Below are 11,621 nucleotides of genomic sequence, written 5' to 3'. Positions count from 1 at the left end.
CCTCTAGCGCAAATAATCGGCGAGCGCTTCCTGCATGCAGGGAGCGTCGAGCATGGCGCTGTGTTTGAAGAATCGGACGATGTTGCCCACCAGCGGGTGCGTCGGCGTGATCGGAAAACTCATGCCTTCGACCTCCTCGCGCAACGCCGCCTTGACAGCAGGGCTCACCGGCAACTGCTCGATCAAGGCGAAATCGAACCCCTGCTGGATCTCGTTCGTCAGGTACTCAGCGAGAAACACCGGCATGATCGCGGCGAGCGTGCGCTTGTCTTCCTCGCTCGCCGTGCGCCAGTAAATGCGCGTCAACTTGGCCCAAAAGCCGGAGTGCCGTCCCTCGTCCGCCAAATGATCGGCCATCAACCCCTTGACCGATGCCTTCACCGAGTCGTCCCGGGCAAATGCCGCGACATCGTTGGTCAAGGTATTTTCAGCCACCGCGACGCAGATCAACTCCACAGCCGCTTTGAGGTGCTCGGGCGCCATCGCCAGGGCTTTGGGAATCGAACGGCTGAGTTCGATTTCCGCAGGCAAGGTGATGGGCTCGATCCCGGTCAGCTCGATGGTCTGTTGCATGTAATCCATCGCCACCAATGCGTGATAGTCCTCATCAACTACCACGGTCATCGCGTCATACCGACAGGCAAACGGGAAGCGGATGGCGAAGTTATCTTTCGCGATGCTCCTGGCGGTTTTGTCGACGATTTCCGTCTCGAAAATCACCACATCATTAATGAACTTGTACAGGCTTTGAACAAGCACAAAGTGCTGCAAGTGCGCACATTCGCGGATAAACGTTGCGCCCATTACCAGCGGTTGGCGACTGATCGGGAATATTAACTTTTCATCATCTTCCAAACGACGCCTCGGGCGCGTACGAATCGTTGCACGCTCCTCCCACGCTTCGGAAAATGATTGATATTCTTCAGCTCTCATGAAGCGTTCCCTTTGTTCATGATGATCAGTAGTAGTGCACTTCAAACAACAGGCAGCCGTCTTTGGAGTTGAACGGACCGTGCTCGGTGTGCGCCGCCCTGAAGAAATAAGCGCCATCACGATACGTCTTCTCGGGACGTTCATTACTGGCCAACTCTGTTTGATCGCCTTCGATCAAGTACACTTCTTCGTGATAATCATGCGTGTAGATTTCACGGGTGCCGCCGCCCGGATGAAAACGCACCAGACGCGTGCGAATACCGGTTTTACTGATGGGGTCCAACGTGTCCTTGAATACCGTCAACGTGATCCCGCGCTCGGACTTGACCTCGAACCATTGGGCCTGGTCCGCTTCGATGATTTCTATGTTCATGCCACGCACTCACTGACATTTTCGCGCATGGCCACCCGCAAGTTGTCCCAGAGCGCCAGGCGACTTTGCACGGCTGCGATGGCCGACTCGTAGACTTCTTCCTGGCGCTGAGCATCACCGTTGACCAGGCGCGCGAGCAGGCTTTCCGCCGCCGGGCCGTGATCTTCGGAGTCGACTTCAATGTGGCGTTGCAGGTAGTAGCGGAACGTCGGGGCGTCGTCGGCGGTGATATCCCAGTCATCAAGAATGCGCTGGAACATCTCCGGAATAACGCTCTCACGCCCATGCAGGAACGCCGCGGCGACACAGTGCGTGGAGGCATTTATGGCGGTTTCGATGGTGTCGGTCACAAAGGCCGAGGCTGCCAGGCCTGCGCCGCAGCGGTTCAACGCGGTCTGCAGGTCGACACCTTCACGCATCAGTTTGACGAAGAATTCAATCTTGTCGGTGCTGGCGCCGACTTCACGCATAGCGTGCAGGTAGAGTTCGAAGTGGCTGTAGTGACCGCCCTGCAGGTTCTGGTCAGACTCTTCGCCGAGGATGATTTCGTTGATCAAGTGCGCTGCCGCCGGGTCCAAGGGTGGGAGCCATGGCAGTCGAGTACAGGTCAGGTCCTGTTGCAGACGCTTGGCCAGAGACATGAAATCCCACACGGCAAAGACATGGGTTTCCATAAAGGCGCGCAAGACCGGCAATGAATTGATCTCAGCAAAGATCCGATGATTGCCCAGTTCGGTTTTCTTGGCGTTCAAGTGCGACTTTTTATCTTCCATGTTGCTCTCCTCATCAGGCTTAGTTGGGTCCCGACCGTTCGATATAAACCAGCCTGCCTTTTTTCAGGCATGAGCAGGCTTATCTCGCCATTACCGGCCAGCACACTATGTATTTCAGTTGAATTACAGCATGACACTTCGTCGGACCGAGCGGTCAGCCGCCGAAGCAAGACGAAACTTAGAGGAAGTTCATTACGCTCAGCAAGTGTTTTCTCAATAAATAATACAAAATATTTCCGAACTATAAAACATACAACAACAGAAGCCCGATCAAAGTTATAGACATCAACTTTGTCGGGCGTGAGTTTGCCTACTCACCGGATCTGAGCATTTGCAAACTGTATGTCATTGCTAAGTTAGCAAGTCACTAAACTGTCAACAGGCCATTCGCCTTTTCACCATTCAAGTTCCCTCTTGCTCGTTGAGAAGTACCGCGTATCAATTGCGGACTTTATGCATTTAATTCTTTGCTTGTTGACGCAATGCCAATGCCGCCACACCACACAGGATCAACGCGATACAGGACACGTAGAACGCATCGCTGTAGGCCATCAGGTAGGCCTCGCGACGCACCGTATGCATCAGGCTTTCAATCACTTGCTGTTGGGCGGGCAATAGCTGGTTGAAGATGAATGCTTCACTGTCCTCCATGCTGGCGCGCAGGCGCTCCTGCAATGACGGGGAAAACAGGGTGATCGACTCGCCGACGCGCTCGGAATGAAAGCGCTCGCGCATCGCAACGATCTGCGTCAACCCGGCTGTGCCCACGGCCCCACCCAGGTTGCGCAGCATGGAGAACAAGGCGGAAGCCGAACCGGCCTCATCCTTGGCCAACCCGGACACGGCCAACACCGACAGCGCCACCATGATCAATGGCTGTCCGATGCCCCGTACCACGGTGGACGGGATGATCACGTTGGCGGCGCTGTCCACGTCCAGATGCGCACCGAGATAGCACCCCAGGGCCATGATGAAAAATCCGCTGGCAACCATCAGCTTGGGGTTGAGCCACTTCATCAGGCGCGGCATGAACGGTGCCAGCACCAGTTGCACCATCCCGTAGGCAATCAGGCTGATGCCGATTTCGCGCGCGTTGTAGCCCTGCAACTGGGACAGGTAATTGGGTACCAGAAAGACCAGGCCGAACGTGGCCCCGCCAAAAATGAACATCGCCGCGCTCGCCACGCCGAAGTTGTAGCTTTTGAGCAAGCGCAGGTTGATGAAGGAGCGGCTGCCGTAGAGCTGTGACAGCACGAAATACACCAGGGCGATGCCTGCGACCAAGGACATCCACACGATGAAATCGGAGCCGAACCAGTCCTTGCGCCCGCCCTCTTCGAGCACGATCTGCAAACCGCCCAGGCCGACGATCATGGCCAAAATCCCCCCCCAGTCGCCGCGCTTGAGCAGGCTCAACTGCATCGGTTTGGCATCGATGGACCACGCCACCGCCAGCAACAGCAGAATGCCGGGGGCCAGTTGCAGGTAGAAAATCCAGCGCCAGGAATAGGCGTCAGTCAGCCAGCCGCCAATCGACGGCCCGGCGGCCTGGGCCACGCTGTTGGACAGGGCGAACAGCGCCATGCCCATGGCGATCTTGCTCGGCGGCAGTTCGGTAATGATCAGTTGGAACGACAACGGGATCAGCACCGCGCCGGCGGCGCCCTGGATGACCCGGATGATGATCATCACTTCCAGGTTGGGCGCCCAGGAACACGCGATGGAAGCCACCAGGAATACAAACGAGCCCACCAGCATCACCCGGCGCAGGGAAAACACCTGCACCAGCCAGGCGGTCAGCGGGATCATGACGATTTCGGCAACCAGATACGCCGTGGAAATCCACGAGCCCTCCTCAAAGGTCGCGCCCAGCGAGCCTTCGATTTCAGGCAGCGCGGCGCTGGTCACGTGTACGTTCATGCCGGCCATGAAACAGCCGAACAGCCCGCCGATCACCGCCACCCAGGCGCGAAAGGAGACGGTTTTCTCGCCGATCTCAGTCATGCTTGGCGTCCTGGACGGCAGGACGGGTATCTACCGTGGTAATCACTGACATGCCCGGCAGAATCGGGCCACCTTCATCGTGCTGATCGATCACGATCTTCACCGGGAAGCGCTGCACGATCTTGGTGAAATTGCCGGTGGCGTTGTCCGACGGCAGCAGTGCGAACACCGCTCCCGAGCCCGGCGAAAAACTCACCACATGCCCCGTGAGCTTGCGTCCCGAATAGCTGTCGACACTGATGTCCACCGGTTGCCCGGCGCGCATGTCGCGCAGTTGGGTTTCCTTGTAGTTGGCCACCACATAGGCCTGGTGCAAAGGCACCACCGCCAGCAGCGGCAGGCCCGGCGCGACGTACTGGCGCGTGCGCACCTTGCGTTGTCCCACCACCCCGTCGATCGGCGCGCGGATCAAGGTGTCTTCAAGCGCGTTGGTCGCCAGTTTCAACTGCGCCTCGGCCTGGCCGCGCCGGGCTATTTGCTGCTGGAGCGAGGCATCGGCCAATTGGCGCCGGGTAATGGCGACATTCAGCCGGGTTTCCTGCTGGCGCTGCATCGCCCGGGCAATTTCCACCGCAGCGCTGGCCTGGGTGTAACTGGCGGCTGCGCTTTCCAGGCGCTGGGCGCTGGCGGCATGCTCACGGACCAGGCCTTCATAGCGACGCTGATCCAGACCGGCGCGGCGCAACTCCGCTCCCACACTGCGCGTGTGCGCCTCAGCCTGGGCAATACCGGCCTTTTGTTGCGCGATCAGGCTGTCGGTGACTTGCAGGTTGGCCTGCTGGGCGGCAATCGAGGCTTGCGTTTCAGCCAACTCCGCACGGGCCTGGGCCAACCTCGCCTGGTAATCACGGTCTTCGATGCGCACCAGCACATCCCCGGCCTTGACGGGCTGGTCATCCTCGACCAACACCTGGGCCACGTAGCCCGATACCCGCGGACTGATGGGAATCCAGTCGGCGCGCACGTAGGCATCATCGGTCTGTTCCAGGTAGCGCCCGATGGTCATCCAATACACGCCGAACGCCACTGCCGCGATCAATAAAACAGCACCACCGAGCAGCATCAGGTTGCGTTTGCGGCGTTGCTTGCGGTCGTGCATGAGTTGCTCGACCACCTGTTCCTGCTCATCCTGCACAGTGTTTTTTTCATCAACAGCGATATTCATGGCTGGGTACCGGAAGAATTGACGGAAGCGTGGGTGAGCGCAGCGGTCGGGGCCTGGCTGGAAGCGGACTGCCAGCCGCCGCCCAGGGCGCGAAACAGACTGATCTGGCGCTGCAGCAACTGGCCATCGGCGTCGGCGCGCGTGGCTTGCAGGCGGATCAGCTCACGCTCGCTGTCGAGCACGTCGAGAAAGTCGATGGAGCCGGCGTTGTAATTGAACTGCGCGAGCCTGTAGGCGTGCTGACTGCTCTCCAGCGCCTGGCTCAGGGCGGCGTGGCGCTGGCGCTCGCCGTCGTACAACGCCAGTGCCTGGCGCACGTCCTTGAGGGCGTTGAGCACACTGGCCTCGAATTGCGCGACCTGCACCTGCTCAAGCGCCCGGGCCTGGTTGACCCGTGCGCGATTGGCACGCCAGTTGGGGAACTGCCAGGTGATCAGCGGGCCGATGCCGAACATCACCGCGCTGCTGTCGCCCAGTTCATGGGGTTTGCTGGCTGAGGAAGACACTGACGCACCAAAGGTCACCTTCGGATACAGGTCGGCCTGGACGATATCCACTTGTAACGTGGCCGCCTGCAATGCCCGCTCGGCCTGGCGAATATCCGGGCGGCGCGCCAGTAATTGCCAGCCGTCCCCCACCGGCAGCGCGGCGGCGAGTTGCGGCACCGCTTCGCAGGTCGCCGCGCCTGAGCCTTGCTCCAGGTCCGCCACGCCAGTCAGCATCGCCAGTTCATACAACGCGGCCTGGCGACGCGCCTCCAGCATCGGCAGCAAGGCCAGGGTTTCGCCCTGCAATGCCTGCATGCGGCTGTATTCAAGATCCGTGACCACGCCTGCCTGACGCTGGCGATCGGTCAGTGCCAGGCTGTGCCCGACCACTTCCAGTGAATGGCGCTGCACCTTGGCGCGTGCGCCCAGGGCACAGGCATTCACGTAGGCGCGAGTGGTTTGCGCAGCGACCGTGATACGCAGCAGGTCTTCGGCGTCCTTGGCCGCCGCCGCCTGCACCTGCGCCCGCTCGATGCTGCGCTGGACCTGGCCCCACACATCCACCTGGTAAGCCAACTCGAAGCCAGGATTGAACGCCCACTGCGACGGCGCGTGGCTGTCGGTGGCCTTGGCCAGGGTCTGATCGTCGGCCGTCTTGCCGTAAGCGGCGCCCAGCGAGGCCTGCGTGGACGGCCAGCGCTCGGCGTCGGCCTGCATGATCCCGGCCAGCATCGCCTGCACATGGGCCTGCGCCGCCGCCAGGTCACGGTTGTGCGCCAACGCTTGCTGCACCAGCGCATCGAGCCTGGGGTCGTTGTACAACTGCCACCAACGGTCGGGTAACGCCTGGGCCGATACGCCTTGCGGCAGGCGACTCAAGGCATCGATGCGCTGCGGGTGGGGTTGCGCCGGCGTATGGGCGACCCAGGAGGAACACCCCGCCAACCAGACAACCGCCACGCCCAGGAGCGAAAGACGGCAGTGCCGCGCGGAAAAAGAAGGCGAACCCATCGCAGAAATCCAGAGTGCTAAGTAGAGACGCAGATTAAGAGAGCACCGCGTCGCGCATCTCCCGAGTTCCAGACAACCATCGTTTCGATTGGGACAACCTGCGTACCACCGTTGAGTCCCGAGCAACCGTCGGCCGCGCAGACGCAAACATGGCCCTGCGCAGCCGCGGGCCATGTCCAGTGGGAGGGGTGTGAACGCCGGGTGCGGCTCAGACCAGACGGCAGTTGCTCGGCGTATAACCCATGGTGCGTTTGAACATCGCGGTAAAAGCGCTCGGGCTTTGGTAACCATGCTCCAGCGCCACTTCCAGAATGGACACGCCGCAGGCCAGGCGCTGCATGCTCAGCAGCAGCCGCGTGCGCTTGCGCCACTCGCCATAACTCATGCCCAACTCTTTCTGGAACAGCCGAGCCAGGGTGCGCGAACTCATATTGAGTTGCACCGCCCAGCTCTCCAGCTTCGACTCCTGGGAAGGGTTGTCGATAAAGTCGGCGCACAGTGATTTGAGGCGCGGCTCGTCCGGAATCGGTACATGGGCCAAAACCCTTTGTGCCCTGTCGAGTTCGGAGAAAATCAGGTCGACAATCTGCACATGACGCACCACGGCCGACTCACTGTCAGGCACCTCGGACGCAGCGATGATCAACTCGCGCAGCAGTGGCGATACGCGGATGACGTGGCACTCCTCGGTCAAGGCACGGTGGGCGCCGGGGGTGATCAGCAACGTGCGCATGCGCACCTCGCCAGTCATGCGGATCTGATGCTCCTGCCCCGAGGGCACCCACAACGCGTGTCCGGAAGGCACCACCCACGTGGTGCCGACCACCGATACCAGCATCACGCCGTTGATGGCATAGACCAACTGGCCTTCTTCATGTCGATGCGAGGCAACGATGTCACCGTGACCAAAGTTACCGGTGAGCGCCGCCAATGCGGTATGCGCATTCATCTCAGGAAGGCACCGCAGCACTCACCACGCTGAGCAGGCCCAGACGCGATGCGCGGTTGACCGCACTCGTCACCGCCTTGAGGGACGCCAGCAGGATACTGCCGTCGCGGGCGGCACCAAACAGCAGCTGGTTGTTCACACGGATCTCCACATAGGCCAGCGCCTCGGCCTGGGCACCGTCACGGGTGGCATGCTCATGGTAATCGGCGATGTCGAAGTGCACGCCGCGTTGAGCGAATGCGTCCACCAGCGCCGCCAGCGGGCCATTGCCTTCGCCGCTCAAGTCGATGTCCCTCGCACCGCCGGTCAGCGTGCCCTCCAGATACGTCACGCTGCCTTCGCTGACCAACTTGGGCTGCAACAAGGTGTAAGGGTTGCCCTGATCCAGGTAGTGCCGGGTAAAGCAGGCCAGGATCATCTCGCCGCTGACTTCCTGGCCCGAAGCGTCGGCTTCCTGTTGAACCAGGCTGCTGAATTCCATCTGCAAACGGCGTGGCATGACAATGCCATGCTGTTCCAGCAGGTACGCGACGCCGCCTTTGCCCGACTGGCTGTTGACGCGAATCACCGCCTCATAGCTGCGCCCCATGTCGGCCGGATCGATCGGCAGGTACGGCACCTCCCAGCGTCCGTCGGGATTGGCCTGGCGCGCCGCGAAACCTTTTTTGATCGCGTCCTGGTGCGAGCCCGAGAACGCCGTGAACACCAACTCCCCGGCGTAGGGATGGCGCGGGTGCGTGGGCAGCTGGTTGCAGAACTCAACCTCACGCTGCACATGAATGATGTCGGAGAAATCCAGTTGCGGGTCGATGCCGCTGGTGTAGAGGTTCATTGCCAGCGTCAGGATATCCACGTTGCCGGTGCGCTCACCGTTGCCGAACAAGGTGCCCTCGACACGCTCGGCCCCGGCCAGGCAAGCCTGCTCGGCCGTCGCCACCCCGGTACCGCGATCGTTATGCGGGTGAACACTGATGACCACGCTGTCGCGCCGGCTGAAATGCCGGCAAAACCACTCGATCTGATCGGCGAAGACGTTCGCCGTGGAGACTTCCACGGTGGTCGGCAGATTCAGGATCATTTTGTTCGACGGCGTCGGCCCAAAAGCATCCGTCACCGCCTCGCAGACCTCCAGCGCGAAGTCCAGTTCGGTAAAGCAGAAAGTTTCGGGAGAATACTGGAACGTCCACTGCGTATCTGGATTGTTGTCCATGTGACGCTTGATTTCACGCGTCGCCTGGGTGGCGATGTCGATGCAGCCGGCGCGGTCGACGCCGAACACCACTTCGCGAAACACCGGGGCGGTGGCGTTGTACACGTGCACAATCGCTCGCGGTGCGCCCTTCAAGGCCTCAAAGGTGCGCTCGATCAAATGACTGCGCGCCTGCGTCATCACCTGGATAGTCACATCGTCGGGAATCGCGCCACTGTCGATCAGTTCACGCACGTAATCGAAATCGGTCTGGGATGCAGCGGGAAACCCCACCTCGATCTCCTTGAAACCCACTTTCACCAGCAGCTCGAAGAAGCGGCGCTTGCGCTCGGCATTCATGGGTTCGATCAGCGCCTGGTTACCATCACGCATATCGACACTGCACCAGGTCGGCGCAGCAGCCTGCACGACACTGGGCCATTGGCGGTCCGGCAGATCGACGGTGGTGAAATGGCGGTATTTGCTGGAAGGGTCCTTGAGCATCATGCGGCTTCTCCTTTTTAGAACTGATCGTCGGTTGCCTGGGCAGCCTCGCTGACCACGCTGGACATTGGATCCAATACTAAACAAAGAAAGCTTGGCATGAATTGCGTATTTGAGTCGACAACGTGAAGAAAAATACACAAACAACCAATATCTATAAAAATATTGGTTAATTCTTTCAACTTGTCTATTTTAAGAGCAATAACTTTGAGGGATCGGCACAGGGGCGAGACAAAAGATGGTGTATCGGCTGACCCGGAGATGAGTCAATCCGGCGCAAAGCGTATCGATTGGGTGACGCGGAATGACAGGCAAAAAAAAACCCGGAAATCCTCACTTGCGTGGGCCTTCCGGATTTTCTAAACCGCCAAAAATGGTGGGTCGTGTGGGATTCGAACCTACGACCAATTGGTTAAAAGCCAACTGCTCTACCAACTGAGCTAACGACCCGCTGTGTGGTGGCGCGTATAATACTGATTTCTAAGGATTATTCAACACCTTATTTGAAATAAATCAGAAAAAACCCATTGAAGCCAAAAATGGTGCGGTTTGAAGGCCTCCCACAGCCGTCTCAGCGACCTGGTTCGTCATTCCACAGGTATTTGTGTAACTGCAACTGCAGGCGTACCGGCAGGTTATCCGCCACTACCCAGTCCGCAAGATCGCGGGCATTGAGGTCGTGATGACTTGGGGAAAACAGCACCTCCCCCGCTCGACGCTCAAGGCCGTACTGGATCAGCTTGGAAGTCGCCCAGTCATAATCGTCGCGAGAGCAAATGACGAACTTGACCTGATCGTTGGCCGTCAGCAAGTCCATGTTCTCGTAGCGATTGCGATGGGCTTCCTTGGAGTCAGGGGTTTTTAGATCGACCACCCGACTGACACGCGGATCTACCGCAGAGATGTCCAAGGCGCCGCTGGTTTCGAGGGAGACCTCGTAACCGGCATCACACAACTGCTTGAGCAAGGGGATGGCATTGGGCTGCGCCAATGGCTCGCCGCCCGTTACACAGACGTAGCGCGGCCGGTAACCGGCAACCTGCTCCAGGATGTCATCCAGGGTGCGTACGGTGCCGCCGCTGAAGGCATAGGCGCTGTCACAGTATTGGCAACGCAAGGGGCAGCCGGTGAGCCGTACGAATACGGTGGGCAGGCCGGCAGTGCGCGTTTCACCCTGCAACGAGTAAAAAACTTCGGTAATACGTAGTGTGTCTTGCATAGTCGCCACGGGCGTAACAGCTAAACAGGCTGTCCGCCTCCGTCAGGCACTTCAAGGGATTGCGCCAACGCGTCAACCCCAGGAAGCGTGTTTCATAAAAGGGCGTGGATTCTAACGAAAAAACCCGCGCCAGGCGCGGGTTTCTTCTAAACGGGCTGCATTGCTTACAAGCGTTGCAGGTCCCGCTGGGCCAACTGCGCGGCGGAGGTGCCCGGATACTGGGCAACCACCTGCTGCAGAATGCCTTTGACCTTGTCGGTATGACCCAGGCGGCGTTCTACGTCAGCCAGCTTGTACAGCGAGTCAGGCACCTTGGCATGCTTGGGGTACAGCTGGCTGACCTTGGCAAACGCCTGGCCCGCCCCCTGCAAATCACCTTTTGCCAGGTTGACCTCACCCAACCAGTACTGGGCATTGCCCGCATACTGGCTGTTCGGGTACTTGCGCAGGAACGCGGTAAAGGCCTGGCTGGCCTTATCGAAGTCCTTGGCCTTGATCAGGTCGAAGGCTGCATCGTAATACAGTTTTTCCTTCGCCGGATCGCCCGGTTCGCTGCTCGCGGCAGGGGCAGCCGCTGCGGCCCCCGCTGCTGCGCCACCGGCAGCGGCACCACCGGTAGCGGCACTGGGCGCGCCACCGGCAGAAGAATTATCAGGAGTAGCGGCAGGTGCAACACCGGCTCCAATACGTCGGTCAAGATCCTGGTAACGCTCCAGGCCTTCTTGCTTAAGTTGGTTCACTTGATTCTGCAGAACTTCAATGGCGCCTTGTTGCTGGGCCAATTGATCCTGCATGCGTTGCAGCTGGTTGAACAGCTCGCCCTGTGCCGAGGGCGCGGCCGTAGCCGCGCCCCCAGCATAGGCGCCGTTCGTGCCATAACCTGCTGGCGGATAACTGCTGCCGCTATTGTTATAGCCAGAGTTGCTATCCGTTACAGGAACCGCAGCCCACACCGCAAGCGGTGCGAGGCTGAGAGCCAATACAGTCAGAGCACGACGGCACGTTCGCATGAC

At 59.7% G+C, this 11,621-nt stretch carries 10 protein-coding genes and 1 tRNA gene; all 11 read right to left on the bottom strand.

Annotation, left to right across the window (positions count from 1 at the left end):
• Positions 1 to 3: 3 nt before the first annotated feature.
• The 11 genes from BFQ00_RS26220 to ybgF all read right to left on the bottom strand — a co-directional run bounded on the left by BFQ00_RS26220 (position 4) and on the right by ybgF (position 11,618).
• Entirely contained in the window at positions 4 to 933 is a 930-nt protein-coding gene (locus BFQ00_RS26220; protein WP_065887613.1) for a diiron oxygenase, read from the bottom strand.
• A gap of 25 nt (positions 934 to 958) precedes the next feature.
• Positions 959 to 1,306 (bottom strand): DUF4437 domain-containing protein, encoded by a 348-nt coding sequence (locus BFQ00_RS26215; protein ID WP_065935168.1) that lies wholly within the window; start codon positions 1,304 to 1,306, stop codon positions 959 to 961.
• Complete coding sequence (locus tag BFQ00_RS26210) at positions 1,303 to 2,079, bottom strand: DUF3050 domain-containing protein (RefSeq protein ID WP_065895072.1); 777 nt, start codon at positions 2,077 to 2,079, stop codon at positions 1,303 to 1,305. Before BFQ00_RS26210 ends, BFQ00_RS26215 begins: the two co-directional genes overlap by 4 nt.
• Before the next feature lie 459 nt (positions 2,080 to 2,538).
• Positions 2,539 to 4,083 (bottom strand): MDR family MFS transporter, encoded by a 1,545-nt coding sequence (locus tag BFQ00_RS26205; RefSeq protein WP_065935167.1) that lies wholly within the window; start codon positions 4,081 to 4,083, stop codon positions 2,539 to 2,541.
• Positions 4,076 to 5,248, bottom strand: a complete 1,173-nt coding sequence (locus BFQ00_RS26200) for an HlyD family secretion protein (RefSeq protein ID WP_065935166.1) — start codon at positions 5,246 to 5,248, stop codon at positions 4,076 to 4,078. The genes BFQ00_RS26205 and BFQ00_RS26200 overlap by 8 nt, the downstream gene beginning before the upstream one ends.
• The gene (locus BFQ00_RS26195) at positions 5,245 to 6,747 is read right to left on the bottom strand and encodes an efflux transporter outer membrane subunit (RefSeq protein ID WP_065935165.1); all 1,503 of its coding nucleotides are present in this window, start codon (positions 6,745 to 6,747) and stop codon (positions 5,245 to 5,247) included. The genes BFQ00_RS26200 and BFQ00_RS26195 overlap by 4 nt, the downstream gene beginning before the upstream one ends.
• Positions 6,748 to 6,955: 208 nt before the next feature.
• Entirely contained in the window at positions 6,956 to 7,696 is a 741-nt protein-coding gene (locus tag BFQ00_RS26190) for an AraC family transcriptional regulator (protein ID WP_065887607.1), read from the bottom strand.
• Between the two features lies 1 nt (position 7,697).
• Positions 7,698 to 9,392: a 2-isopropylmalate synthase gene (gene leuA, locus BFQ00_RS26185; protein WP_065887606.1), complete on the bottom strand. Its 1,695-nt coding sequence runs from the start codon at positions 9,390 to 9,392 to the stop codon at positions 7,698 to 7,700.
• Between the two features lie 371 nt (positions 9,393 to 9,763).
• Positions 9,764 to 9,839 (bottom strand) — tRNA-Lys (locus BFQ00_RS26180).
• Between the two features lie 121 nt (positions 9,840 to 9,960).
• Positions 9,961 to 10,608, bottom strand: a complete 648-nt coding sequence (queE, locus tag BFQ00_RS26175; protein ID WP_034128580.1) for a 7-carboxy-7-deazaguanine synthase QueE — start codon at positions 10,606 to 10,608, stop codon at positions 9,961 to 9,963.
• Between the two features lie 164 nt (positions 10,609 to 10,772).
• A complete protein-coding gene (ybgF, locus tag BFQ00_RS26170; protein ID WP_065935164.1) occupies positions 10,773 to 11,618 on the bottom strand; it encodes a tol-pal system protein YbgF in 846 nt (281 codons plus the stop codon).
• Between the last annotated feature and the right edge of the window lie 3 nt (positions 11,619 to 11,621).

The sequence above is a fragment of the Pseudomonas sp. 28 E 9 genome (assembly GCF_900004785.1).
Taxonomy (GTDB): domain Bacteria; phylum Pseudomonadota; class Gammaproteobacteria; order Pseudomonadales; family Pseudomonadaceae; genus Aquipseudomonas; species Aquipseudomonas orientalis_A.
The sequence above is the reverse complement of the archived record's forward strand: the minus strand, read 5'-3'. Positions and strand labels throughout refer to the sequence as shown.

Bases quoted from the DNA above. Each gene is read 5' to 3' on its own strand.
- BFQ00_RS26220 (WP_065887613.1), bottom strand. From the start codon at position 933: ATGAGAGCTGAAGAATATCAATCATTTTCCGAAGCGTGGGAGGAGCGT.
- BFQ00_RS26215 (WP_065935168.1), bottom strand. From the start codon at position 1,306: ATGAACATAGAAATCATCGAAGCGGACCAGGCCCAATGGTTCGAGGTC.
- BFQ00_RS26210 (WP_065895072.1), bottom strand. From the start codon at position 2,079: ATGGAAGATAAAAAGTCGCACTTGAACGCCAAGAAAACCGAACTGGGC.
- BFQ00_RS26205 (WP_065935167.1), bottom strand. From the start codon at position 4,083: ATGACTGAGATCGGCGAGAAAACCGTCTCCTTTCGCGCCTGGGTGGCG.
- BFQ00_RS26200 (WP_065935166.1), bottom strand. From the start codon at position 5,248: ATGAATATCGCTGTTGATGAAAAAAACACTGTGCAGGATGAGCAGGAA.
- BFQ00_RS26195 (WP_065935165.1), bottom strand. From the start codon at position 6,747: ATGGGTTCGCCTTCTTTTTCCGCGCGGCACTGCCGTCTTTCGCTCCTG.
- BFQ00_RS26190 (WP_065887607.1), bottom strand. From the start codon at position 7,696: ATGAATGCGCATACCGCATTGGCGGCGCTCACCGGTAACTTTGGTCAC.
- leuA (WP_065887606.1), bottom strand. From the start codon at position 9,392: ATGATGCTCAAGGACCCTTCCAGCAAATACCGCCATTTCACCACCGTC.
- queE (WP_034128580.1), bottom strand. From the start codon at position 10,608: ATGCAAGACACACTACGTATTACCGAAGTTTTTTACTCGTTGCAGGGT.
- ybgF (WP_065935164.1), bottom strand. From the start codon at position 11,618: ATGCGAACGTGCCGTCGTGCTCTGACTGTATTGGCTCTCAGCCTCGCA.